Raw genomic sequence first — 26898 nt, 5'->3', positions numbered from 1 at the left:
GGGTTATGCTTGTTTTAGGTTCGTAAACGTAAAGTAACTCCAAGATGTATAATAAAAAATACCCCAGAGTAAGCTTTTAAATAACAGTTTACCTTCATTTTCTATAATACAACCTAATATTAATATATACAGTAGATATTTACTTTATAAAATAAGGGGAAATATTTTGAAAAGAATGTATTAAATTAAAGTTTAAAGAGTACTCAGGAGTTGAGTGCTCTTTTTTTTTATACTGTACACAAATAATTTATCTTTGCACATATACAAAACATTTTTTGAAGTTTATCAAAAAATAGGGAATTATTACTAAATTAATGATATCCTTAAAGTAGGTTTTTAATTTTGTATAGGAGGGTGATGAAATCTATGGCGGTACGTATAGTCGATGATTTACAACAATTCTCTTTATTACTTATGTTTTTGAGTACATTAATATTTTACAGATACTTAAAGAAGATTAAACGAGAGAGAAAACTGACTTCTTTCGAATGGACAATGTATTTTGTCACTCAATTCGCGACTTCCATTTTGGCAATTACTTATTTTATTAAATTCTTGTCTGAATCGTAAGTTACATTAAACCATTTTAGTTTACTGGGTTATTGTTATCTATTAGGGATATAAATATAGTCCGTATCTAAGTCAATGACGACATCGCTCTTAATGTCTTCTTGTAATGACTTTGGAATGTTTTCAAAATGATAACGTACACAAAATAAATTTATAAGCTCCTCATTAGATAACTCTTCATTTTTTACGTTAAAATACATTTTTTTTAACTTACTGATAGAACAGTTATGACCAATAACATACTCATTAATTCCATATCCATCAAATTCAATTATCATGTTATCACTGTTGAGTGCTAGCCAACATTATAGCTTTAATTTTGGATGAATCTTTCCTATTGATTATTATAGCTTAAAGTTTAGTGAGAATATATTTTTTATAAAGTGAGAGAGTAGTAATGGAACAATATAAATTAGTTCTAGAAGGGCCTAAACAACTGAAGTGGCAAACGGATAAAATTAGGTCTTTACAGGATGATGAAATTATCGTTAAAACAATCGCAGGTGCAATTAGTATTGGAGCAGAGTTACCACAGTATAAAGAATCGGATGTTACAGATACAAATCCTTTTTATCCAAGAGAAACTGGATATGAAAGTTATGGTGAAGTTATTCAAGTTGGTAATAAAGTAACAAATTTAAACATAGGCGATAAAGTGGTTTCTTTTTATGGGCATCAAACGATAGGAATAGTTAAGGGACATAAAGTAATTCGAATACCTAGTTATATAAAGCCTAAAGTTGCCTTATTATCCATTCTTTCATGTGATGCCGCTAAAGGAGTATTAAAACTAAACCCACAACAGGATAAAAAAGTACTTATAACTGGAATGGGAGTTATGGGTTTACTCACATGTTATTTCTTAAAATACTATGCAGGTGTGGATTATGTGGATGTTGTTGAACCTAATAGAAATAGAAGAGAATTGGCACAGAAATTTGGAGCAAAAAACATATATGATTCAGAAGAGCGAATAATAGAAACATATAGTTACGGTTTCGAATGCTCAGCTACACATAGCGGATTTCGTACATTGCAAAAAGCTCTTAATAGTAATGGTGTAATATGTATACTTTCAGATGGTAATAAAGAAGAACTAACATTAACCGCCGACTTTTATCGGAAAGAATTGCAAATCATTGGGTCAAGTGACGGATATGATTATCAAAAACATGCAGATTGGTTTTTTAGAAAAATAGAACAAACACCATTTATAGAAGAAATTTTTCAACATGAAATACATTATACTGCACTCATACAATGTTTTGAGAAACTGAGTCAAGAGATAATTAATCCTTTAAAAGTATACGTTTCATATGAATAATGAAAAAACTAACCAAATATTTGTCACATACCTTATATATGTTTTGTCTCAATTATGATATTTAAAATAAGAAGAAACACATTTGCAAATTTTTGTAGCAGGTGTAATAGCACGTTCTTTAATACCAATAAAAGAAGGTCATACTGTGTATGCAATGATTCGTAACGAATCACAAGTAGAAGCAATGAAGAAAGTTGATGCTTTACCAGTACTAGCTGAGAGAGAGGTGCTTCAAAGAATAAGGCACGTAAAGAGAATGGATACTTTAAAATATCATAAAAATCCTTTAATGGGAATACTAGTAACACTCACAATTAAAGGATTGGGCTGTAATGAATATACTTTTTGAAAGCATTATTTTAATCCTCACTGGAATTATTGTTTTAAAATTGACAGGTAGTAAATCTGTTAGCCAAATGACGAGAGCTGAAATTATTATTGTGGTTTCTATAGGACGTATTATTGTAGAACCTATATTAAGTAGGAAAGTAGGCCCATCTATTTTTGCTGCGTTTATTTTTGCGGGTGTTTTACTTATTATTCATTTTTTTGAATTGAAATCACGAAAAGTAGAAAAGTTTCTAAATGGAAATAGCATTATTGTTATAGAAAACGGAGAAATCTTAAAAAAGAATTTATTACGCGCGAAAATGTCAGAACAACAATTATTTATGCATCTGAGAGAAAAAGGTATACATGAAATCAAGAATTTACAACAAGCAACTGTAGAAACGAATGGACGGATTGGGTATCAACTAACTACTAAAGCACAACCAGTTACTTTGGAAATGCTAGAAAAGCTTCTAGAGCAATGCAATCTGAAAAAATAGTTTTAGACTGAAAAGCGCTTCTTGTACATAAAGGCACTTTTCGCAAACGTGTAATAGTCCCTTCAGTAATCCTGAAGGGACTTTCGTGTTATCCAATTTACCGAGGGTGATGACGATCAATATTACGATTAACAACAACATTAAAGTTCATAAAAATAAACAGAATGAAAAATTGACAAAAAATGAGAATAGTAGTAATCTAACGTAAAACATACGCTACCGTATTTTATTGGAGAGATAATATGCAATTAACGAGGGAAGACTGGATAAAAGTAGGATTACAACAATTAGCTAATGAAGGAATACATAAAGTTCGCATTGAAGCACTTGCTCGATTGCTAAAAATAAGCAAAGGAAGCTTCTATCACTATTTTCGTGACCATCAAGAGCTTTTAGATTCTATGCTCGACTTTTGGGAAGTACATGCAACAAAGCTGATTGTTCAAAGTATGGAGCAACAGGATACCTCTTTAGAACAGCTATTACAGATTAGTTTTAATCGAGATAAAAAAATTGAGAATGGTATTTATGCTTGGGCTAAATATGATCCTGTTGTGGCAACACGTTTAGTAGATATAGAAGAACAAAGAATTTCTTGTGTTGCAAAATTGTATCAAAAAATGGGCGTAGACGAAACTGAATCAATTGATCGAGCGAGACTTGCCTATTTAACGTATGTAGGATGGATGACAAGGTTTGAAGCAAATCCTAATTTTAATATTGATAAAATGGTTGAGCTTTTAACTTCTTTCAGCGGGTGTCCAAACATCCATTGAAAAAAGTAAAGCCTCCGGACGCAATTATGCTGAGGCATAATTGATTATTCGATAATAAATGTCCCTAATATGGTTATAAAACCTGAAGGGACAAAATTTCCACTATAACATACGGTAGTGTATGTTATCTTTGAAGTTACAAAATTGGGGGCGAATAAATGAAATTACTATTAATAGTAGTAGCTGTGGGGCTTCTGTGGTTTATCAGTTTTTTGCATATTTATTGGGCTTTTGGAGGTCGATGGGGTTCTGCTGCTGTTATCCCAGTAAAAGAGGGAGAACATAAGCCTGCTTTTACTCCGAGAATATGGGGAACATTATTCGTAGCCATTCTTATTCTATTAGCTAGTGTCATTATTGTTGTTCAAGTAGGTTATTTGCAGGGGTTCGAAGCAAATAGTTTATCTAAAATCGGAAGTATTGTCTGTGCTTTAGTTTTCATTATTAGGGCAATTGGTGATTTTAAGTTTGTTGGATTTTTTAAAAAAATTAAACATTCTCAGTTTGCTAGATATGACACTTGGTTCTATAGTCCATTATGCTTATTCTTTAGTTTTGTCTATATCATGTTGTTGTTTTAATAAGTATAATGAATTCCCTATAAAATAAATTTTATGCAGGAAGAAAACAGCTCTTATTGAACAAGTAGCAATAAAAAAAAGTTTGAGCATAGCAATAGAGCAATACGGGTTCTGGTGACAGCGAAGTCCGCTATGATTAGTCATTTGTGTTTAAAAAGAGGATAGATAGGGCGAATTTATTCAAGCGCTTCTATCCTTTTAATTTTTATAAATCTAATGTATGACATTAGATAAGAATTCACTATTAATAATAGGTTCAGCTTATATCTTGACTTTTAATAAAATTTTAAAGTGTTGGTTTTTTATTGTGTGAATAATAGGTTAGTTGTTGTTTTGGAGTTTAAATCATTGATTTAAACTTAGCAATGGTATCATGTAATCTTTCTAATCCAATCAACATATCTTTATCATTTAACATTGAATAACTAATTCGTAAATGATTATATTGAGTTTCATGGTTTAATAGACAAGCTGTTCCAGGTAAAAAAGAAACATCTACTTCATTTGTTTTTTGTAATAATGTAAAAGGATCGATTGACTGTGGGAGTGTAACCCATAAGTTAAATCCACCATTAGGTATTTCAAATTCTAATTCTTTTAATGGAGATAATATACCAATTGTTAAATCTCGTCTAATTTGTAAAGCTGTACGTAATTTTTCTAAATGATTTTTCATTCGTTCCGCTCGTAAAAAAGGAAGTAGTGCTTTCTGCGTTAATAAAGGGCTACCAATATCCATAGAAGCCTTCACAGCGTATAACCATTCAAAGATATGTCCTTCAGCTGCAAGTGCCGCGATGCGAAGACCTGGTGCTAACGTTTTACTAAATCCTTTTAAATATATAACATGACCATTTGTATCAAAGCTTTTTATTGGAGGGGGAATTTTAAAATCCTCAAAATAAATTTCTCCGAAAGAATCATCCTCAATAATGAAGAAGTTATATAGCTCTGCTAGTTCTACAAGTTCCATTCTTCTTTCTTTACTCATTACTGTGCCCGTTGGATTTTGAAAAGTAGGATTCACATATAACAAAACAGGATTCTTTCTTTGACAAATATCATCGATTAGATCTGAGCGAATGCCGTTGTTATCAAGACTAACAGGGATAATTTGAACTCCTTTATTAACAAATACATCAAGCGCCGCTCCATAACACGGACTTTCTACTAACACTATGTCTCCAGGCTTTAATAATGTTTGGGCGATTAAATCGATTCCTTGCTGGGCACCACTTGTAATTAATAATTGAGATGGATCTGTAACTACTTGTTGGTGTTCTTTTAAGTAGTTTGTTATTTCCACTCTAAGTTCTTTGTCACCTTGAACAGGTCCGTATGTTGCCAGTATCATTTGATCCTTATTAAGTAATTTGTGCATTTCATCTGAAAGAAACGGATTTGGTAATAAACGTGGATAAAGGACAGCCTGTGAAAAATCAAAATATTTACGATGTTGGTTCATTACATATTGAGAACGCATAACATTAATGGATTTCGTTTGTTGCCATTGATATGGAATTGGTTTGAAATCTTTGTTCACACGTTTATGTATATAGGCACCTTTTCCTTGTTCAATTCGTATATAACCTTTCGTTTCTAACTGTTTATAAGCTTTACGAACAGTTAATAAACTAATTTGCAAATCATCGGCCATAGAACGTAAAGAAGGGAGGTAATCGCCATGCGAAAGCATCCCGCTTTGAATTCTCTCAACAATTTGCATATATATTTGTTGGTAATATGGTATGTTGGATTCTTTACGTAGTACTATCTTCATAGAATCACCTGTTTTTCTTTTTAATTTAATTAAAGCGAAAAATAGTCTGACAATCAACTATATTTTTATTCAACTGTTATATGCTCGGATACACTGTTATACACCATATCCTCTATACTCATTTCAAGAGTAAAAAGGAGGAAGGAAAATGGTCATTTTAAATTATATTTTAGTATGTATCATCTTTGGAACAACATTTTTAACGATAAAAATCGGAATTGAGGCAGGTGCACCGCCGTTATTTTCAGCTGGAATTCGCTTCTTTTTGGCCGGTCTTATTCTCATTATTATTTTTAAATTAAAGAGAAAGGATATTATGCCTTACTTATTATCAAAACGTATTATATATGCTGGTTTTTGTTTAACATTTATGACATTCGCGACCCTTTACTGGGCAGAACAATATATTTCTTCTGGATTAGCTGCAATTCTATCTGCTACGGGTCCAATGATGATCTTGCTATTGCAATCAAAGAGAAATAAAACAAAATTGCAAAAAGAACAACTTGTTGCTTTAGTTATAGCACTTATAGGTGTTTTTTGCATTTCTTTACCTGGAATGCATCAAGAACTTACATTCATATGGAGTATCGCTTGCCTTGTTATATTAGTAGGGGAGTTGTTTTATGGAATAGGTTCTATTCGTTCAAAAGAAATACTTTCAGATTTACCTAACGTATCACCATTTCTCATTAACGGCATTCAAATGTTCTATGGAGGAGTTTTGTTGTTAATTGTATCTATCGTAATGGAACAGCCTAATCTAACAATCTTAACATCTTGGAATGTACAATGGCCAATTTTATATCTCATATTTGTAGGGTCTATCGGTGGGCACGGTTTATATTACTGGCTTTTATCAAAAACAAATCCTGTATTTCCATCAACGTGGTTATATGTATCCCCGTTAATCGCTGTTATTGTAGGTTATTTTGTATTAGGAGAACCATTAAATCCTGCAATGGGAATTGGAGCTTGTTTAATCTTGATTGGTGTATTTTTAGCGAATCGTTCTACACTTGGAGTTTATTTTAAGCAAGGAAGGTTGTTAAAAAAAGAGATGTAGTTAAAGTTTAATGATGTGGAAAACTGCGGAAAATGTATTCGAAATTTAGAAGAAAAAATAGTTAATTTGAAGAAAATGATTAACACATTAGAATACAGATTAGAGATAGTAAAATCAAAAACACAGTTGGAGAAATAACCAACTGTGTTTTAATATAGGGTTTATTTAATTTTACACTTAACTAAATCAATCGCATATTGTTTGGTGGATAAGTGTTATTTTTTTATTACGGTATTACCCATCGCGATAGAAATTCGATTCCAACTGTTTATTTGATTAATGATTAACACAAGGTCAACATATTGTTTTTCGTCAAAGTGTTCACGTACTCGGTTGTATAGATTTTCAGGAACTCTTTTAGTAGGAATGAGAGTAATATGCTCCGATAGTTCCAAAGCAACTTTTTCTTCAGGGGTATAAAAATCACAATCATCCCAAGCATTTAAGCAATAAATTCTTTGCTCGGCTTCACCTAATTTTCGGGCTTCAGAAGTATGCATATCGACACAATAAGCACAACCATTAATTTGAGAGACTCTGATTTTGATAAGCTCTCTAACAGCGCGATTAATTGAGGATTTCTTCGTGTATTTCTCCATATCCATCATAATTTTCATACCATCAGGTGAAATATCATAGTAGGCAATTCTTTGACTCATAAGACAAAACCTCCGTTATTATAAGTTTTTATAATAAAAACACACTAGGTCGCTATTGTGACTTCTAGTGTGTTTTTGTAATTAATTCACTTTTTTTATAAAACCTTTATAATGACGCTTCACAAGTTGACTTTCTAACGTCTTCATCGTTTCTAATGCAACACCTACGATGATTAGTAAACTTGTACCACCGATTTGAGCAGATGGTGGTAATGTAGCGATTTTTGTAAATACAAGTGGTAATATTGAAATTGCTCCTAAGAAAATCGCACCGATAAATGTTAAACGGTATAAAATTTTTGTTACATACTGTTCTGTAGATTTACCTGGGCGAATACCCGGGACATATCCGTTTTGCTTTTTCAAATTCTCAGCCATTTGTTCAGGATTTACTTGAATAAACGCGTAGAAATATGTGAAGGCAACGATAAGACCCACATATAGTGTCATTCCAAATGGATGTGCAAAATCAAGATTCGCAATTATCCATTTAGATACGCTTGAATCAGGGAAGAGCTGCGCAATTGTACGCGGCGTCATTAAAAAGGCTGAAGCAAAGATAACAGGAATTACACCTGCACTATTTACTTTAAGAGGTAAATGAGTATTTTTTGCTCCTTGATATTGATTGTTTCCTGAAACAGCTTTTGCATATTGAATCGGTATTTTTCGAACAGCTTGTTGAATGTAAATAACACCAACAACTATCGCTAAAATTACGAGTCCAATTAAAACCATTTTTATTATGTGCATAAATAACTGATCGCCTGCGTTTTGGAATTGTTGCAAATAAATTTGATTAGCGACATTCGGAATCGCCGCAACAAGTCCTGCGAAGATAATCATTGAGATTCCATTACCAACGCCATTAGCGGTAATTTGTTCACCTAACCAAAGTAAAAATGCAGTACCAGCAGTTAAAACTGTCGCAATAAATAAGTATGTAGTCCAGCTTTGATCTGTAATTAATTGTCCACCTGCTATATTATTAAAACCATAAGACATCCCAATGGATTGTATGAATGCGAGAATGATTGTAAAGTAGCGAGTAAATTGAGCTGATTTCTTACGGCCCATTTCTCCTTGCTTTGCCCATTCTGTAAATTTAGGTACAACGTCCATTTGTAGTAATTGTACAATGATAGAAGCTGTAATATATGGTGTGATACCTACAGCAAAGATTGAGAAGTGTTGCAGTGCTCCTCCGCCAAATACGTTTAGCATACCTAAAACGTTGGCTTGATCTTGTACTTTTAATACCTCTGCGTTAGTATGAGGAACTGGAATAAACGTGCCAATTCGAAAAACAATTAGCATCGCTAGTGTAAAAAGAATTTTGTTTCTTATCTCAGCTACTCTCATGAAATTTGAAATCGTACGAAACATTATGTCGCCTCCTATATTTTTATCAGTTCAAAACTGATTATTATATCCCGATGAAGTAACCACAAACCTCCTTCCGCATTAAATTCATTTGACAAATGGAATTTTATACATTTTGTAGTTTTCACGGATATAAAAATATAAGGTGTTATACAAGCGATTTATTAACTTTTCGTAATCATTCAATACCCATAATATAACTAATAAATTAACAAATGTACATACATAAGCATTAAAAATGAATGAATAGGGTGATTTTTTACATATATTTAATGCTAGATTGATAATTAGGAACGTTTTATGTAGTTATATTGAAAGGATTCCGTGGAAAGTATTATGATGTAGCTGTAGCGCATAATAACCTCAAGGAAATCTTCAAGGATGTTGAGAGAACTCATACATTTCAGCATGAATTAGAGAACCTACTAAAGAAAGAAAAGATTGGATTGGAATAATAGTGAAGGAAAATCTTTTTTCCATAGAGGATATTTCTAGCGTAGGAATTTAAGTATGTAGGTTCTAGCGAAAGGAGAATTCACATGAATACATTTGTAAATGACAAGTTTTATGAAACTAGAAATCAATTATTTGAGGAAATTACTTTGTTAAGTGATGCTCAATTTAATAGGAAACCAGATAAGGATAAATGGAGTATAGCACAAGTTTGTCATCACTTAGTTTTATTAGATGAGAGAGTTATAACAGTTATTTCATCGGGATTAAAAAAGATGGATAGTATCTTAAATGAGCGTAAAGAAATTCACACTATTTTATTAGATAGATCGATAAAATTTATAGCCCCAGAAATGATTGAACCAAGTATAGAACCATTTGAAGTGCAGCAAATGGTTGATTTGTTAAACGACTCTAGAAAAGAATTGATGCGTTTCCTGAGTACAATAGAAGATGAATCTATATTAGCGAAAAAATCAGTGACGCATCCAGCTCTTGGAGAATTACTTCTTGATCAGTGGATAGAACTGATCTATTTGCATGAGCAGCGTCATATAGAACAAATTAAAGAGATAAAATTGCTTTGTGGAGTTGAAAAGTAAAAATCATTATCTATTTATTGAGCGATTTGGGATAGCATCAAGGATTCGAGTGATAAAATACAAGTCCTGATTAAAATTATGATGAATTTAGTTGAAAGCAACCAATAAGCAGAAAAAAATACGAAACTAGCAGATTTTACTCCTGAAGAGGAAACGAACATTTGAAAAAAATCTGAATCCGATTTGCTGTATAAGTGTAACCCCGTCTTAAATGAAGAGCGGGGTTATTATTTTTGGAAGTGATCTCAGTATTTTTATATAGAAGGAAAAAATTAGAAATAAAATCTGAAAATGAGTTGTATGTCCAAAATTTTGAAAGTACGTATACATCTACCGTGGGTTTAGCGCTCTTCACACGTTGGAGGAAAAAGTATTTTATTAGAAAACGATAAAATACTATTCTGTTAGGGGATATATGCATTTTATTCTCTATATTTTCACAGCAAAACCACCTCCAAAATTATCTTTTGTAGTTGAATTTCTCTGAATAATAAGTTACATTTTTAAAGTTCAAGCAACTTTATGACAGTACAAAAGGGGAGAAATATTGTTATTATGCAAAAAATGAAATGGAAGAACTATGTATGCAATTTTATTATTCTTATGCTTCTTGTAACAGCAGTAACAGTCAAACCAGCTATTTCTAAGGCTGAGGAATCTAATGTTAATATTACATTGTTAGGTACTGCAGATATTCATGGTAGATTTATGCCTTGGGATTATGCGCTTGATGGAGCAAATATGAGTGGAAGTTTGACGCAGCTTTATACGGTTATAAAGAAGGTACGTCAAGAAAATCCAAATACCATATTAGTAGATGCCGGGGATACAATTCAAGGAAACTCAGTAGAATTATTCAACGATAAGCCACAATCGCCAATGATGGTAGCAATGAATACAATGGGATATGACGCCTGGGCATTTGGAAATCATGAATTCAACTTTGGATTAGATACATTGAAAAAAGTTAGTGAGCAATACAAGGGAAAGACGTTAGCAGGAAATATTTATAAGGAAAATGGAGAGCGTTTTCTTCCTGCATATACGATTGTTGAAAAAGGTGGAATTAAAGTCGGGATTATTGGTATGAATACACCAATGATTAGTGATTTTGAAAAAGGGACAGATCATTTGGATGGTTTAGTAGTGAAAAATCCAGTAGAAGAGACAAAAAAGGCTATTAAAGAATTAGAAGATAAAGTAGATGTAATGGTAGGGGTTATGCATATGGGACTAGAAAATGAGAATGGAATCCCAGGTACTGGTGTTCAAGATATTGCGAATGCTTGTCCGGAACTAAGCGCTATTTTTGCGGCTCATATGCATAAACTTGTAAAAAAAGAAGTTGTAAATGGCGTAATTATTACAGAACCAGATAAATATGGAACACATATTTCACGTATTGACCTTACTTTTACAAAGCAAGATGGGAAGTTGGTTTTAAAAGATAAAACTGCTACCGTTATACCTGTAAAAAATGCTGATGGAACTACAGTATTATCTGATTCTACACTTGAAGAAACACTAACACCTTTTCATGAGTATGCGAGAGGAGATGCAAATGTTGTAGTCGCTCAATTAAAGGGTAGAAACCTTGTTCCTGAAAATGAAATAAAGGGTATTCCAAGTGTGCAGATTCAAGAGACACCTTTATCAGATTTCTTTCATGAAGTCATGCTCTATTACAGTAAAGCGGATGTAGTAGCCCATCAAATTGATAATGATTATGCCCGTTTGGATATAGGTCCTATAAAGAAGAAAGATATTGCGTATAATTATCAATATGCTTTGGGAGAAATTACAGTATATAAGATAACCGGAAAAGATTTAAAAGATTATATGGAATGGGCAGCAGGATATTTTAACTCATCTCGTGCCGGAGATGTAACAGTTAGCTTTGATAAAAACCGTCGTGCGTCTAAATACAGTACGAACGATTTCTTTGGAGGCGTAAAGTACGAAATTGACTTAACAAAACCATATGGAAGTAGAATTACAAATTTACGCTCTATTCGTACAAATAAACCAATCAAAATGAGCGATGTTATGACACTAGGAATGAATGCGTATAGAATGGAGGCTCTTCAGGCAAAAGGGGGAGCTTTAGAGGGACGTAAATTTGAACAAACTTGGTCATCTAAACAAGAGAATGCATTCGGAGAAACAGGTGGAACCATTCGTAACCTTGCTATTACATATTTAAAAGAGGTAAAGAACGGTGTATACACGCCAAAAGTTATGCATAATTGGAAAATTACTGGTGTAGATACACATTCTTCAGAGCATAAGGCTGTAGTTGATCTTGTAAATAAAGGGATTTTAGAAATCCCAAAAACAGAAGATGGAAAATATACAAATATAGCATCTATAAATACTAAAGATTCAATTACAAAAGAAGAGATTGTAGCACTCTCACAAAAAGCTAATATTAATCCAAATCAGTTTAATCATGTAAAAAGAAAAGGTGAATTTTACAAAAAACTTAGTAGGATAATTAAATAAATATAAAAAAGATGGCTCTCGTGCAAAAAACTATTAAACTTGGACATACCATTATCCTAAAAAAGTTTGTGATCGGTATGGAAATATAGAGAATCATCGGTAAAAAATCCCCTAAATCGCTTTAAAAATTTAGGGGATTTTGTATTTGAATAATTATTGTTTCATTTCTCACTATGTATATTTATAATATGCTTTAAAAGAACATACCTTAAGTTAATAACATGCAATAGATATGTCCTTTTCTATATTTAAATGGGGAGACAAATTTATCTTTGAAAGATATTTTTGACAAGATAAAAAAGCCTGAAACTCATATAAGACTTCAGCAGTCTCAAAACGTTACAATCCATGCAGCTATAGACATAAATAACAAAATTATATTGGAAAATCTAACTTGTATATGCGTTGCCTCACTAAAGTATTTATCTACTATTCTTAAAATAGTAAAGAGTGGTTTTTTATGTTGTTAATAAGATATAAGTGTACTTTGATTAGATTGAATATAGATAATTAACGACTAACCAATTGGATGAGCACCTAAAAGGGCTCATTTTTTATTTTATCGACCACATATATGTAATTTTGCATAATATTACATAAATTTTGTATTTTCTCTTTTTTTCGACATAAATAGACAGTATACTTTGTACAAGCTTTCTATTTCAAAAATTATACGAGGTGAAAAAATGAAAAACACAAAGACATTAACTAAAGTAGCATTAACAACAGGATTAGCTTTAACAGCTGTGGCACCATACGGAATAGGTCATGCAGAGGAAACAGATCAACTTCAAGTTCAAATTCAGGAGGACTCATTCCGTTCAGGTGAACTTACACAACCGTCACAAAAAACACCAGAGAATGTAGTAAAAGATGCTCTTAAGGAGAAAGCTGAACAAGCTCTTTCTTCAAAGCAAGTCAATGGAGAAACAGGAGTAGATTATAAAGTTCTTCAAAAACGTGGTTCGTATGATGGAACAACACTTGTGCGTATGCAGCAAACATACGAAGGAAAAGAAGTATATGGCCATCAATTAACTGCACACGTAGATAATAAGGGTGTTATTAAAAGTGTTTCAGGCGATAGCGCGCAAAATTTAAAACAAGAAGAATTGAAAAAGCCTATTAATCTATCAAAAGATGGAGCGAAACAATATATTTATACGAAGTACGGGAACGATATCAAGTTTATTTCTGAGCCAGAAGTTAAGGAAGTTATTTTTGTTGATGAAAATAATGGACAAGCTAGCAATGCATACCAAGTTACATTTGAAGCGGCAACACCAAACTATGTTTCCGGAACTTATTTAGTAAATGCACAAAATGGTGATATGTTAAAAAATATGGTACAAGAATCTAACTTAAAAGCAAGTGAAAAACTAGTTGGAGCTTTAAAGGAAAGTAAAAAAAGTAGTCTTACATCATTAACTGGAACAGGAAAAGATGATTTAGGTATATCTCGTTCATTTGGTATTTCTAAACAAAGTAATGGCAAATATGCACTTGCTGATTATACAAGAGGGCAAGGAATTGAAACATATGATGTGAATTACAGAGATATTACTAAAGAAGAAAGCTATTATCCTGGTACATTAGCAACCAGCACTTCAACAACATTTAACGATCCAAAAGCAGTAAGTGCTCATTACTTAGCAACAAAGGTATTTGATTTTTATAAAGATAAATACAAGCGTAATAGTTTTGATAATAAGGGACAAAAGGTAGTTTCAGTTGTACATGCTTGGGATTCTGAAGATACGAACGATCCGAAAAATTGGCAAAATGCATTAAGTGCTAATAATGGAAGTATGCTTGTATATGGTGATCCTATTGTCAAGGCATATGACGTAGCTGGACATGAATTTACACATGCTGTTACTTCTAGCGAATCTAATCTTGAATATTACGGTGAATCTGGTGCGATTAATGAAGCACTATCTGATATTATGGGAACATCTATTGAGAAATACGTAAATAATGGAAGCTTTAACTGGACAATGGGAGAACAAACTGGATCTGTTTTCCGTGATATGGAAAACCCAGCTTCTGTTCCATCTTCACTTGGAGTACCTTATCCAGATGATTACAGTGAATTTAACGATTTTAATGGATGGGATCAAGGCGGCGTTCATTTTAATTCAAGCATTATTAATAAAGTTGCGTATCTCATTGCAAAAGGTGGAACGCATAACGGGGTAACTGTTAAAGGAATTGGTGAAGATAAAATGTTTGATATTTTCTATTATGCAAATACAGATGAATTAAACATGACATCTAATTTCAAAGAATTGAAATCAGCATGTATTCGAGTGGCAACTAATAAATATGGGGCGAATACAGCTGAAGTTCAAGCGGTGCAAAAGGCATTTGATGCAGCAAAAATTAAGTAAGTTAGAAATATAGTTTTCATTCATATATTAATACATTATGAAAAAACAGCTAATATCATTTTAAGGATATTAGCTGTTTTTTTACGTAGCAATACACTAGTGAAAATAAACTTACTAAGCAATAATCAGGCATCTATCTTCAATAAGTTACGACAAATATATAAGATTTCAAGGATATAAAACAGAAAATTAATAATATATTGACCTTTTAATAGTAAGTGCTATAAAATGAAAGCGATAACAAACGATTGCTTTAAAATGATTTCCCTGATCTTTTAGTATTTACAACTATATGAAGGCAAAAAAAATCTATTTTTTTAAGCATTAATGCAAACGTTTTCGTATTAAAAGATCATTGAAATACATACGTGAAAATAGTCAATATGGGGGTGAAGTAAAAGAGATTTCTACATTAATTTAAGCAGTGTAATTTAGTATGAGCATAATAAATAGCTCGTACTATTTAAAGAAAGGGTGTATGTGGTGCAAATGACAAAAAGATTAATTAACAAATCATTTTTATTACTTGCCATAATCGTTATGTTATCATCTGTTTTCTCTTTTCAGAGTGTGAAGGCAGTTTCAAATTCGAAAACAACTGAAGTTATCATTCATTACAAAGAGAAATCTGGAAATACAAAAGACTGGAATCTTTGGGTATGGGGAGAAAATGCAAACGGTAAATCTTATGAATTTACTGGTGAAGATGAATTTGGAAAATACGCTAAGATAAAAATAGATGGTGACTATAATCGTGTAGGATTTATAGTTCGTACCAATGAATGGGAAAAAGATGGAAGTGATCACTGGGTTGAAAATATAAGGGATGGTCGTGCTGAAGTATGGATCCTTTCGGGTGATGAAAAAGTATATAACTCTAAGCCTTCTTCGGATCTCTCAATTCAAAAAGCTACTATTGATAGTTTTAATGAAATTACTGTAACGACTAATGTTCCGTTTAATAGTAAGGAACAGAAAATTGAAATTGAAGACGTTAAAATTAAGGGAATTAGTCCTTATGATAAAAATAGTGGAGATATTACTAATAAGGTTAAAATAATTACGGAACAGAAAATTGATTTAAAACAAACATACAAAGTTAAAATAGCAAACTTAGCTGATGCGAATACTGAAATCGGTAAAGTCATTCGTAGCGAGGAATTTGATAATTTATTTTATTATGGTGGTAATGATTTAGGGAATATATATACTCCGCAACATACAAAGTTCCGTTTATGGGCTCCTACTGCGAGTGAAGCGAAGTTAGTTACATATAAAAAATGGAGCGATAAAATAGGTACTGAAATAAACATGCAACAAGGTGAAAAGGGAACTTGGAAAGCAGAACTTAAAGGGAACCAAAAAGGTCTCTTTTATACGTATAAGGTGAAAATTGGGGATAAGTGGACTGAAGCGGTTGATCCGTATGTGCGTGCTGCTTCTGTAAATGGAGATAAAGGTGCAGTTGTTGATTTAGAAGAAACAAATCCGAAAAAATGGAAAGCAAACAAAAAACCGAAATTTAAAAATCCGGAAGATGCTATTATTTATGAATTGCATGTACGCGATCTTTCCATCCAACCTGAAAGTGGTATTAAGCAAAAAGGGAAATATTTAGGTGTAACAGAAAAAGGAACAAAAGGGCCTGAAGGTGTAAAAACAGGACTTGATCATATGAAAGATCTTGGTGTTACTCACGTTCAGTTTTTACCGATATTTGATTATGCTTCAGTAAATGAAGAAACTTTAAATGAACCACAATATAACTGGGGATATGATCCGAAAAATTTCAACGTCCCAGAGGGCTCCTATTCTACAAATCCTTATGAGCCGACTGTTCGAATAACTGAATTAAAGCAAATGATTCAAGCGCTGCATGATAATAATCTTCGTGTTGTGATGGACGTAGTATATAACCATATGTATAATGCCGCTGAATCAAATTTTCATAAGTTAGTTCCAGGTTACTATTATCGTTACAATGAAGACGGAACATTAGCAAATGGAACTGGAGTAGGGAATGATACCGCTTCAGAACGAAAGATGATGAGAAAATTTATGGTAGATTCCGTCACATACTGGGCAAAAGAATACAATTTAGATGGGTTCCGTTTTGATTTAATGGGTATTCATGATTATGAAACGATGAATGAGATACGTAAAGCTGTTAATCAAATTGATCCTTCTATTATTCTGCATGGAGAAGGCTGGGATTTAAATACACCTCTTGCAGCTGAATTGAAAGCAAATCAAAAAAATGCGGAGAAAATGAAAGGGATTGCTCATTTTAACGATAATATTCGTGATGGATTGAAAGGTAGTGTATTTGAGGAGAAAGAAAATGGTTTTGTAAATGGAAAGCAAAACATGGAAGAACGTATTAAAAAAGGCATTACAGCCGGTATTGACTATGATACAAATTCGTCTACTTATGAAGATCCGGAGCAGGTGCTAACTTATGTGGAAGCACATGACAATCATACTTTATGGGATAAACTTGAGTTGACTAATTCAGGTGACAGTGAAGAAATGCGAAAACAAATGCATAAATTATCTTCTTCTATTTTATTAACATCACAAGGTATTCCATTCTTACATGCAGGACAAGAGTTTATGCGCACAAAATATGGTGATCATAATAGTTACAAATCTCCTGATTCTATTAACCAGATGGATTGGTTACGCCGTGCAGCATTTAATAATGAAGTAGAGTATATGAAGGGCTTAATAGATTTACGAAAAAAATACTCAGCTTTTCGTATGACTTCTGCAGAGCAAATTAAAAAGTATGTAGCTTTTATCGATGTTCCCAAAAATGTTGTAGCTTATACAATAGATGGAAAGGGAAGTGGGAATAAAAGCGAATACTTTATGGTGGCTCACAATGCAAATAGGGAAGCCGTTGACATAACACTTCCATCGAAAGGTCCATGGAAAGTGCTAGTAAACGAGAATCAGGCGGGAAGTAAAACACTTTACGTTGTCCATGACAATAAAATTAAAGTTCCTGCATTAAGTTCACTAGTTTTAAAAACAGAGAAACCGATTAAATAAAAGCAAATAATGTGAAAGTATATACTGAATTGAGCAAATTGAATAGGGATTGCAAATGAAAAAAGCGAAGTGAAGGTTGTTTTCACTTCGCTTTTAAAGTTAAAGTAATATAATTTCACATACTGTAATTATATTACAATTTAATAACGAAAATAGACAAGAGATTATTGCTATTGTAACAGTAGGAGGAGAAGATATCTTTGTATTTATTTATAAAATTATCTGAAGCACATTCTTAATTTATATAATTTTTATTATATATTCGAACATCTAACGGGCTAGATGTTCGAGTTGTATTAATTCCTACAAATCGTTTAAAAAATAGCAAAGATGCAAAAGTATATGGATTTAAAATAGAGAAAAGACACCTTAAATGGTGTCTTTTCTCTATTTTAAATACGATATGTTAGTAACTCACTTGTATGTAATAGTATGTGCATTTTTACACTAACTTCTAAAGAAAAATTTCAAATTCTTTTCTTAATCTATTTGTAATAAATCTCATTAGAAAATTTTATCGCTATAACAAATAAAACTTTCTCAATATTATTTTGTTTAATAACTATTTCCATCTGCTTTCCAATCCATTACAATAATTTCACATTGGAAATACATGAAAATTCCCAATGTTCTAAATGGTTTATACCTTATAGGATTACTATGGGAAAGGATGTGAAATGTCTAATAAAAAATCATTTTTTATGATGAAATAAAAAAATTTAATGAAGAAAAAGTTATTTTATTATTCTCAAGCTTCGTTGAAGTACATGTATTTATAATCACTATGAGACAAGGGGCAGAATCTAAAGATTATTTTTGTAGATTAGAAAATTGTATTTTGAAAATAAGTAAAACATTTATGGAGGGTTATATGAGCGAGAAAATTTATTACTGGTCTCCTATTAAGCATTGGGAGAAGTTGCATAATGAAATTTTGATAGGAGAAACAAGATTTGCAGGCGTTCTGTCTGAATGGTTTCCTGAGTTTTATTTTTTGACTCAAAAAGGTGTGAAAATTAGTGAACTAGTAGAGCACTTTTCGTTAGGAAATGTAGAAGAGACACAAAAAACAATAGAGCTTATGATAAAAAATCGTGTGTTAGTAAGTAACATATTACCCCCAAGAGAAGTATTTTCCACACAAGAAAAGATTTTTCCGAATCCATATAGCAACCAGATTCGCTTTTCTAAAGAAGATTTAGATAAGTATATGAGTCAACAATTGAATCGAACACACCATGCTGTGCGGTCAACCGAAATTCAACTTGAAACAACAAATGAGTTACCCACTATAATCAAGGAACGTAGGTCTTGTCGCCAATTTGATATGAAAAAACATATTAGTTTTTTAGAATTTTCCCAATTCATATCAACTCTAAAACAGGTTAGGAAAGAAAATATATACTATCATTACGCAAGTGCAGGCGGACTCTACCCTATTGATATCTTTATTTATATAAAACCAAAACGTATAGAAGGTATGAAAGCTGGGTTTTATTATTATAACCCATCAAAAAACTGTCTTGTTATTGTAAATAATATTGATCAAGTAATCAAAAGTGATCATGAGTCAATTAACCTAGATTTATTTACTCAGTCTGCCTTTTCAGTTTATTTGGTTTATAATGCGAACGCTTCCATCCCGAAATACGGTTCAGATGGATATTTATTTGCTTGTATTGAGTCTGGTATTATCACTGCTACCTTAAATATGGTGGCTGAGACATTGAATTTAGGCGTTTGTTCAGTTGGTCATATGAAATTTGAAAAGATTCAGCAATTTTTATGTTTGGATAACCATCAAGTATTTCTCCATGGGCTTGAAGTTGGCTTGAAAATTAACGAATAGATGAAATGAATATTAGGGGGATAAAGATAAAAATGCACATTAAAGATCGAAGTTCGATTCATGAAAATAAAGGGGTAGAGGCTTTTTGGAAGGAGCAGTTATCTTCCGAGGTTCTCGATTTTTCTGTATTTAATAGCGGTTACCAACTAAATAAAGAAAATCCTTGCGAGCACGTTCAAGTCATAATGAATGTAGAGTTTAGTAAAAGTATACAAAAAGTAATTAAGTCTCAAGATTTATTATTATTTAGCTGGTTACAGGCCGCGTTAAGGATTTGTTTGGCACACTATACAGATCAAGAAAGGATTACTATTGGTATTCCTGTAATTGAAAAGAATATTGAACAAAGCGAGAATCTTAATAAGTTGATTCCTTTAGGAAGTGAAATCCATCCGCATCACAGCTTTAAACAAGTAGTAAATCAGATTGAACAAACGACTTTATTCGGGTATGACAATCAGAGTTATCCACTCTCTGAATTATTAGCGAAACACCATTTAACTCCTTTTCAAATTGTTATTGGGATGGAAGGATTACATAATAAAAATTCGATAGAAGAATATGCAGAGAATAATTTAGCCATCTGGATACAAAGAAAATGGAATGAAATACATAATGAATCTGAAATTCAAATTTCTTTCAAGTCTCATTCATTCTCTTCTTTGCAACAGTTTGCAAATTCATATCTTTATGTTTTAAAGCAAGTGTCAACAAATTCGAATTTGGCTGTGAAAGATATTTGTATCATTTCAGAAGAAGAGAAAGAGTTGCTAGAAGAATTGAATCAAGGTCAGGCGGACATAGAATTGTCTCAATCATTTCAAGATTTGTTTGAGGAACAAGTGTTAAAAACCCCAGATCAAATTGCTGTTGTTTGTAATGATCAATCTTTGACATATAGAGAATTGAATAAAAAAGCAAATCAATTGGCTTCTATTCTTCAAAGTAAGGGTGTTTCGAAAGAAAGTATTATTGGGGTTATGGTAAATCGGTCATTGGAAATGATCATTGGCATGGTGGGGATTTTAAAAGCAGGAGCAGCGTATTTACCAATCGATCCTAACTATCCAAATGAACGAATTGAATATATGTTACAAGATAGTCAAGCGAAATGTTTACTGAGCAAGCGAACAGAAGTAGAATTGCCGCAATTTGCGGGTGAAGTGCTGTATCTTGATGAGGAATATCTCTTCCAAGGTGAGGAAAGTAATTTAGTTCGAGAAAGTTATCCTAATGATTTAGCTTATGTTATTTACACATCGGGATCGACAGGGAATCCAAAAGGGGTAATGGTAGAACAGAAATCTCTTGTCCATTTTTTAAGTGTAATGAGAGAAAAAGTAAAAGATAATCAGTCATTCTTGTTTCTTGCTAGTGTTTCTTTTGATATCTCCTTGTTAGAAATATGTCTGCCTTTAACACAAGGTTCGAAAGTAGTTATTGCTACAGAGGATCAGTTCGCAACAAAAGAATTGGCTTATTTGGTCAAAGAACATAAGGTGGATTTATGGGAATCAACGCCATCGCGAATGGAAGTGATTTTGAGTGATCCAGAAGGGGCAAATTTTCTAAACGATTTAAAATCTATTTTGTTAGCAGGAGAAGCATTTTCCATTGATTTGGTTGAAAAAATTCGATGCATCAGTGAAGCGACAATTTTAAATATTTATGGTCCTACAGAAACAACCATTTGTGCAACAGTAAAAGATTTGAGCTCTGCCAAAGAAGTTACGATTGGAAGTCCCAACCCGAATTATCATTCCTATATATTGAATAAGTATGGTCAATTAAAACCATTTGGAATTCCGGGTGAACTCTGCATTGGTGGCGTGGCGGTAGCACGAGGGTATCTTGGGAAATCTAAACTGACAGATGAAAAGTTTGTACCGAGTCCTTTTACGGCAGGAGAAATGATGTATCATACGGGTGATCTCGTTCGTTCGTTGCCTAATGGAGAACTTGAATATCTAGGTCGAATGGATCATCAAGTAAAAATTCGGGGATATCGGATTGAATTAAGAGAAATCGAAAGCCAGTTAAGGGAATATCCAGAAATAAACCAAGCTATCGTTGTTGATCAAGTATATGGAAATAGGAAATTATTAGCTGCGTACTATGTATCGGATAATAAGGTCTCTTTTGATGAAATCAGAAAATATTTAAGTGATAAATTACCTGAGTTTATGATTCCTGAAAAAATGATTCAGGTGGAAGAGATTCCGTTGAATCCAAATGGGAAAGTAGATAGGAAAAGGTTATTAGATATAACACAAACAGATTATGTATCAATTCCATACGTTGCCCCGCGCAATGAAATTGAACAAAAATTGGTGCATGCATGGGAAAAAGTTATGGAGATTGAGGGAATCGGTATTCATGATAATTTTTTTGCTTTAAAAGGAGAATCGATTAAAGCACTTCAGGTAATTAATTTATTAAGAAAAGACTGCTTAAAAATAAGTACAACAGATTTTTTTAAGCATCCCACGATTGCTCAACTTAGTACTTGTGTAAAGTTAGAGCATAAAACGGAAAACTTTGAAAATAGACCAACCCATGTTAAAGATTTGTCTAAGCCATTTCCCTTAACAGAGGTTCAGACAGCGTACATGTTAGGACGGAATTCACAGTTTGAATTAAGTGGTATTTCACCTCAAACTTATTTTGAATATGAAACAGAATTGAATATCAATCGTCTTTCAAAAAGTTTTCAAAAGGTAATTCAACGTCATCCGATGTTACGAGCTGTAATTTTACCAGAGGGAGAACAGCAAATATTACAAAGCGTTCCTGATTACGAGATTGAAATAGTAAGTCTCATAGATTTAGATGATAGGAATCAAAATGCTCGCTTACAAGAAGAACGTTCTCGAATGACTAATCATGTATTTCCTTTAGGGCAATGGCCTTTGTTTGAATTAAAAGCCTTTCTTTTAAAAGAAGACACGTATTTATTATGTTTTCGATACGATGCTTTATTAATGGACGGAGCAAGCATGAACATCGTTGGACAGGATTTGTTTCATTATTATTATAAACCAGAGCAAAGGTTAGAACCTCTATCTTTTGATTTTCAAGATTACATGTTTATCTATGATGAACTGGAACAAAGTACAGAATATAAAACAGCAAAAGATTATTGGACAAGTAAGCTTCCTGACTTTCCGTTTGCGCCTTCTTTGCTGTTAAAAAAGGATCCAGCAGAGATTGCTACTCCTAAGTTCCAATCACTTAATAAAATCCTGGACAATGAAATATGGACAAAGCTACGAAAGTTAGCACAAGAGAAAGAAGTAACTCCTTCGGCTCTGCTTTGTACAATATATGGTGATGTATTGGCATATTGGAGTAATCAACGTCGATTGGCAATTAATTTGACTGTATTTAACCGTTATCCTGTTCATGAAGAAGTAGAGCAAATTGTGGGAGATTTCACTTCACTCATCTTGTTGGATGTTGATGTGAATCCAGATCAATCTTTCTTTACTAGAGTAAAAGAAACGCAATCTACTTTATTAGATGGTCTCGAACATCGCCATTACGATGGAGTTAATTTCATTCGAGATTTTACTCGATATCATCAAATGACGCCAAAAGCAGTTATGCCAATTGTTTTCACCTCGATGCTAGCAGGTGCGGGGGCTTTTGCTTGGGAACAACTTGGTTCACTTCGCCATATTCATGCTCGGACTCCACAAGTGTATTTGGATAATGTGGTAATTGAAAAAAATGGAGAGTTATTAATTAGCTGGAACTATGTTGAAGAATTGTTTGATGTTGATGTGATAGAAGCGATGTTTCACCAATTTGTTGACTTATTGGAACAATTAGTGAAACAAAGTGACGTAACATCTTTGCAGATGAAAGAGTTAGACCATGCTTTAATTGAGCAATACAATGAGACAACAGAAAAAATACCGTCGACTACTTTATATCAATTATTTACAGACCAAGTAAAACGTACACCGGATGAAGTAGCAGTAGTTTTTGAACAAGACTACTTAACATACTCGGAGCTTCATAAGCGCTCCAATCAAGTTGCGCACTTTTTAAAAGAACAAGGAATTGGTCTAGGTGACAAGGTTGGTCTTTTAGCACAAAGACGAGTTGACACAATTGCTAATATGATAGGTATTTTAAAAGCAGGTGCCGCTTATGTTCCGATTGATCCCGACCATCCTTCAGATCGCCAAACATATATTTTAGAAAATAGCTCATGCAAACTTTTATTAGAACCTAGTCTTTATGCAGAAAACCACTTGTCATTATACACAACAGAAGATATGCCTGCTATTGCTGGTCCGGAAGATCTTGCCTATATTATCTACACTTCAGGAAGTACAGGGAAACCGAAAGGAGTAATTATTACTCACCAAGCGGTTGCAAATACCATTCAAGATATTAATCAAAAATATCAGGTAAATGAAGATGATCGTATTATTGGTATTTCTTCTATGTGTTTTGACTTATCTGTATACGATATTTTCGGAACGTTAAGCACAGGTGCAATGTTGGTAATGATTCGTGACCCAAGAGACATGCAAGAATTAATCCGTACTGTCGAACGTAGAGGAATTACAATTTGGAATACAGTACCTGCAATTATGGATTTGGCATTAGATCAAGTAGGTTCTCATTTTGAACATTCTTCCTTGCGTTTAGTTTTACATAGTGGAGATTGGATTCCACTTTCTTTACCAGAAAAAATAAAACGACATTTTCCGATTGCGGAAGTAGTTTCACTCGGAGGAGCAACAGAAGCATCGATTTGGTCAATTTATTATCCGGTCAAACAGGTGGAATCGCATTGGAAGAGTATTCCATACGGGATACCTTTGGCAAACCAAACGTATTATGTGTTGAACTATGAAAAGAAAATGTGCCCTGTTGGTGTAATTGGAGATTTATATATCGGGGGAGTGGGCCTTGCTAAAGGATATTTAAATGATGAACAGAAAACAAATGAAGCATTTGTATCACATCCTGATTTTGGTCTTATTTACAAGACCGGAGACTGTGGAAAAATGCATCCTGAGGGATATATTGAATTTTTAGGCCGCCAAGATTATCAAGTCAAAATTCAAGGGTATCGAGTAGAGTTAGAAGAAATCGCCCATTGTCTTCTCACTTACAAACAAGTCGAACATGCAGTAGTGATTGATCAGACAGATGAGTATGGTATAAAATTTTTAGTCGCATATGTGGTAACTGAGAAAAATATTAGCACAACAGAACTTCGAAAGCATTTGCGAGATCACTTGCCAGATTACATGATTCCTTCTTATTTTGTTTATTTGGAACAATTGCCCTTGACTCCAAACGGGAAATTAGATAGAAAAGCGCTCCCTACTCCGGAGAAACAAACAAATGAAGTATTTATTGCTCCAAAAACGGAAATGGAAAAAATATTAACTAGTGTTTGGCAAGAAGTACTCAAAGTAAATCGGATTGGAGTAAATGATCATTTCTTTGCCTTAGGTGGAGATTCGATAAAAGCGATTCAAGTTTCCGTCAGACTGTATAGACAAGGATTTGAGCTGGAGCCAAAAAATTTATTTTCATTTCCTATATTAGGAGACATGGTTCAATTTGTTAAAAAGCTTGATCATCTTCCAAATTCGCAAACAAGTGATGTAAACAAAATGAACGATAATAAAGTTACATTACTAAATGTTAAAGATAAACAACTTAATCAACATACACTTATCAAAATACAAGAAAAAATGCCAGAAATAAAAATAGAACGTATTTATCCATTGGCACCTTTCCAGGAAGTTATTTATGAACATGCTGCGACTGAACCTGATACAAATGCATATTTCGAACAAACAATTTGGGCACTTGAGGGGGAGCTGGATATTAATCTCTTTATTCAGTGTTTCCAACAATTAGTTGATCGTCATGATTCTTTAAGAACGATAATTGTGCAAGATGAACAAGCACAACCTTGGCAAGCTGTTCTACATGATGTTCAAATGATTTCAGAGATAAAAAACTTGATTGAGATGACGAAACAAGAACAGCAAGAATTCCTAGACCAGTGGATGAATGAAAATTTAAGTCAAGGATTCAAAAATGATGAACTCATGACCCGTCTCTGTATATTCCAACTAGAAAATAACGAGCATAAGGTGGTTTGGAGTTCCCATCATCTATTATGTGATGGTTGGAGCGTCAGCATTTTGATAGACGAATTATTCCAGCTCTATGAAACAATAAATGCGGGAACTACGGCAGAGTTACCTATGGTGAAACCTTTTGAGACATTCATAGATTGGACTGTAGCACGAGATCATGAGAAAGCACGTCATTTTTGGCGGGATTATTTATCAGGATACAATCGGAAAATTAGTATTCCTAAAAAGAAAGTACCAACTCAAAGTGAAGGGTTAAATTTCACATTTATGGATTTAACATTAGATAAGGATTTGACTAATCAGTTACAGACATTTGTAACTAAAAACAATATAACTATGAATTCGGCATTACTAGCTGTATGGGGAATATTGCTTGGCAAATACAACGGAATGAGAGAAGTAGTATTACCTAATCTAGTATCAGTCAGACCTCCCGAAGTAGAAGGGATTGAAAATATGTTCGGTCTGTTCACAAATGTTTTGCCTATCCGACTAGCATGGACAGAAACGCAATCTTTTGTGGACTTCCTGCAAAAAGTACAACTAGAAACATTGAAATGTAATGAGTATGCATACTATTCATTTGTTGATATACAAAAACAAAGTGAATTAAAAACTGAGTTGACTGACCATCTTTGGGTTTTTGAAAACTATCCGACTAACTCAGCTATCTTTTCTTCAAATGAAAACAGAAATTTTGCCATCACAGATTACGAAGTTGTTGATGAGCCTCATGTAAAGTATGGAATTATGTGCTTCCCTGAAGAGAAACTTACAATAAAGTTTGGATATGATCAAACCGTATATGAAGCGGAGAAAATACAGGAAATATTGAATCACATCCATCAGTTAATCAACATGATTCTTCAAAATCCAATACAGGCAATCGGTGATTACAAATTATAAAAAATGAAAAGGCGAGCAAGAACTCGCCTTTTTAAA

General features: G+C 33.0%; 17 protein-coding genes and 1 pseudogene. 14 read left to right on the top strand and 4 right to left on the bottom strand.

Annotation, left to right across the window (positions count from 1 at the left end; genetic code table 11):
- Window positions 1-366: 366 nt before the first annotated feature.
- On the top strand, window positions 367-570 hold the full coding sequence (locus SB773_RS08655; protein ID WP_410589515.1) for a hypothetical protein: 204 nt from the start codon (window positions 367-369) through the stop codon (window positions 568-570).
- Between the two features lie 35 nt (window positions 571-605).
- On the opposite strand, the gene SB773_RS08650 is transcribed toward SB773_RS08655, so the two are convergent.
- Window positions 606-848 carry a hypothetical protein gene (locus SB773_RS08650; RefSeq protein ID WP_002200406.1) on the bottom strand — a complete coding sequence of 81 codons (243 nt, stop codon included), beginning with the start codon at window positions 846-848 and terminating at the stop codon, window positions 606-608.
- 119 nt (window positions 849-967) lie between these two features.
- Here SB773_RS08650 and SB773_RS08645 point away from each other — a divergent pair, with 119 nt between their 5' ends.
- The 5 genes from SB773_RS08645 to SB773_RS08625 all read left to right on the top strand — a co-directional run bounded on the left by SB773_RS08645 (window position 968) and on the right by SB773_RS08625 (window position 4081).
- Window positions 968-1894, top strand: coding sequence for a zinc-binding dehydrogenase (locus tag SB773_RS08645; protein ID WP_410589513.1), 927 nt, complete (start codon window positions 968-970; stop codon window positions 1892-1894).
- A gap of 82 nt (window positions 1895-1976) precedes the next feature.
- Window positions 1977-2243 carry a Rossmann-fold NAD(P)-binding domain-containing protein gene (locus SB773_RS08640; RefSeq protein WP_410589511.1) on the top strand — a complete coding sequence of 89 codons (267 nt, stop codon included), beginning with the start codon at window positions 1977-1979 and terminating at the stop codon, window positions 2241-2243.
- The gene (locus tag SB773_RS08635; protein WP_002085380.1) at window positions 2227-2724 is read left to right on the top strand and encodes a DUF421 domain-containing protein; all 498 of its coding nucleotides are present in this window, start codon (window positions 2227-2229) and stop codon (window positions 2722-2724) included. Before SB773_RS08640 ends, SB773_RS08635 begins: the two co-directional genes overlap by 17 nt.
- A 242-nt stretch (window positions 2725-2966) precedes the next feature.
- Window positions 2967-3500: a TetR/AcrR family transcriptional regulator gene (locus SB773_RS08630; protein ID WP_410589508.1), complete on the top strand. Its 534-nt coding sequence runs from the start codon at window positions 2967-2969 to the stop codon at window positions 3498-3500.
- A 158-nt stretch (window positions 3501-3658) separates the two neighbouring features.
- Complete coding sequence (locus tag SB773_RS08625) at window positions 3659-4081, top strand: DUF3995 domain-containing protein (RefSeq protein ID WP_410589506.1); 423 nt, start codon at window positions 3659-3661, stop codon at window positions 4079-4081.
- Window positions 4082-4421: 340 nt separating this feature from the next.
- Here SB773_RS08625 and pdxR read toward each other — a convergent pair whose 3' ends face one another.
- Window positions 4422-5861: a MocR-like pyridoxine biosynthesis transcription factor PdxR gene (pdxR, locus tag SB773_RS08620; RefSeq protein WP_410589504.1), complete on the bottom strand. Its 1440-nt coding sequence runs from the start codon at window positions 5859-5861 to the stop codon at window positions 4422-4424.
- Between the two features lie 148 nt (window positions 5862-6009).
- On the opposite strand from pdxR, the gene SB773_RS08615 reads away from it, so the two are divergent.
- Window positions 6010-6927, top strand: a complete 918-nt coding sequence (locus SB773_RS08615; RefSeq protein ID WP_002127552.1) for a DMT family transporter — start codon at window positions 6010-6012, stop codon at window positions 6925-6927.
- A 215-nt stretch (window positions 6928-7142) separates the two neighbouring features.
- Here the strand turns inward: SB773_RS08615 and SB773_RS08610 are convergent, their stop codons facing one another.
- Together SB773_RS08610 and secY are read right to left on the bottom strand one after the other, a co-directional pair.
- Window positions 7143-7586, bottom strand: a complete 444-nt coding sequence (locus SB773_RS08610; RefSeq protein WP_131246246.1) for a carboxymuconolactone decarboxylase family protein — start codon at window positions 7584-7586, stop codon at window positions 7143-7145.
- An 81-nt stretch (window positions 7587-7667) separates the two neighbouring features.
- On the bottom strand, window positions 7668-8972 hold the full coding sequence (gene secY / locus SB773_RS08605) for a preprotein translocase subunit SecY (RefSeq protein ID WP_002069884.1): 1305 nt from the start codon (window positions 8970-8972) through the stop codon (window positions 7668-7670).
- 536 nt (window positions 8973-9508) lie between these two features.
- Between secY and SB773_RS08600 the strand changes: the two genes are divergently transcribed.
- The 7 genes and pseudogenes from SB773_RS08600 (at window position 9509) to SB773_RS08575 (ending at window position 26862) form a co-directional block, all read left to right on the top strand.
- Window positions 9509-10024 carry a DinB family protein gene (locus tag SB773_RS08600; protein ID WP_001091627.1) on the top strand — a complete coding sequence of 172 codons (516 nt, stop codon included), beginning with the start codon at window positions 9509-9511 and terminating at the stop codon, window positions 10022-10024.
- Between the two features lie 555 nt (window positions 10025-10579).
- Complete coding sequence (locus tag SB773_RS08595) at window positions 10580-12526, top strand: bifunctional metallophosphatase/5'-nucleotidase (protein WP_410589500.1); 1947 nt, start codon at window positions 10580-10582, stop codon at window positions 12524-12526.
- 686 nt (window positions 12527-13212) lie between these two features.
- Entirely contained in the window at window positions 13213-14916 is a 1704-nt protein-coding gene (locus tag SB773_RS08590) for a M4 family metallopeptidase (protein WP_088033797.1), read from the top strand.
- A 483-nt stretch (window positions 14917-15399) separates the two neighbouring features.
- Entirely contained in the window at window positions 15400-17970 is a 2571-nt protein-coding gene (gene pulA / locus SB773_RS08585; RefSeq protein ID WP_410589498.1) for a type I pullulanase, read from the top strand.
- 266 nt (window positions 17971-18236) lie between these two features.
- A pseudogene (locus tag SB773_RS35350) lies at window positions 18237-18344 on the top strand (DM13 domain-containing protein); the annotation flags it as partial.
- A 497-nt stretch (window positions 18345-18841) separates the two neighbouring features.
- On the top strand, window positions 18842-19819 hold the full coding sequence (locus SB773_RS08580; protein ID WP_410589496.1) for a SagB/ThcOx family dehydrogenase: 978 nt from the start codon (window positions 18842-18844) through the stop codon (window positions 19817-19819).
- 32 nt (window positions 19820-19851) lie between these two features.
- Window positions 19852-26862, top strand: a complete 7011-nt coding sequence (locus SB773_RS08575; protein WP_410589494.1) for an amino acid adenylation domain-containing protein — start codon at window positions 19852-19854, stop codon at window positions 26860-26862.
- Window positions 26863-26898: the final 36 nt, after the last annotated feature.

Source organism: Bacillus sp. SIMBA_074 (assembly GCF_046534555.1).
GTDB classification, from domain to species: domain Bacteria; phylum Bacillota; class Bacilli; order Bacillales; family Bacillaceae_G; genus Bacillus_A; species Bacillus_A mycoides.
The sequence above is the reverse complement of the archived record's forward strand: the minus strand, read 5'-3'. Positions and strand labels throughout refer to the sequence as shown.

Coding starts and splice junctions, on each gene's coding strand:
- SB773_RS08655 (WP_410589515.1), top strand. CDS start 367: ATGGCGGTACGTATAGTCGATGATTTACAACAATTCTCTTTATTACTT.
- SB773_RS08625 (WP_410589506.1), top strand. CDS start 3,659: ATGAAATTACTATTAATAGTAGTAGCTGTGGGGCTTCTGTGGTTTATC.
- SB773_RS08590 (WP_088033797.1), top strand. CDS start 13,213: ATGAAAAACACAAAGACATTAACTAAAGTAGCATTAACAACAGGATTA.
- SB773_RS08595 (WP_410589500.1), top strand. CDS start 10,580: ATGCAAAAAATGAAATGGAAGAACTATGTATGCAATTTTATTATTCTT.
- SB773_RS08610 (WP_131246246.1), bottom strand. CDS start 7,586: ATGAGTCAAAGAATTGCCTACTATGATATTTCACCTGATGGTATGAAA.
- SB773_RS08615 (WP_002127552.1), top strand. CDS start 6,010: ATGGTCATTTTAAATTATATTTTAGTATGTATCATCTTTGGAACAACA.
- SB773_RS08600 (WP_001091627.1), top strand. CDS start 9,509: ATGAATACATTTGTAAATGACAAGTTTTATGAAACTAGAAATCAATTA.
- SB773_RS08650 (WP_002200406.1), bottom strand. CDS start 848: ATGATAATTGAATTTGATGGATATGGAATTAATGAGTATGTTATTGGT.
- SB773_RS08635 (WP_002085380.1), top strand. CDS start 2,227: ATGAATATACTTTTTGAAAGCATTATTTTAATCCTCACTGGAATTATT.
- SB773_RS08580 (WP_410589496.1), top strand. CDS start 18,842: ATGAGCGAGAAAATTTATTACTGGTCTCCTATTAAGCATTGGGAGAAG.
- SB773_RS08630 (WP_410589508.1), top strand. CDS start 2,967: ATGCAATTAACGAGGGAAGACTGGATAAAAGTAGGATTACAACAATTA.
- SB773_RS08575 (WP_410589494.1), top strand. CDS start 19,852: ATGCACATTAAAGATCGAAGTTCGATTCATGAAAATAAAGGGGTAGAG.
- secY (WP_002069884.1), bottom strand. CDS start 8,972: ATGTTTCGTACGATTTCAAATTTCATGAGAGTAGCTGAGATAAGAAAC.
- pdxR (WP_410589504.1), bottom strand. CDS start 5,861: ATGAAGATAGTACTACGTAAAGAATCCAACATACCATATTACCAACAA.
- SB773_RS08645 (WP_410589513.1), top strand. CDS start 968: ATGGAACAATATAAATTAGTTCTAGAAGGGCCTAAACAACTGAAGTGG.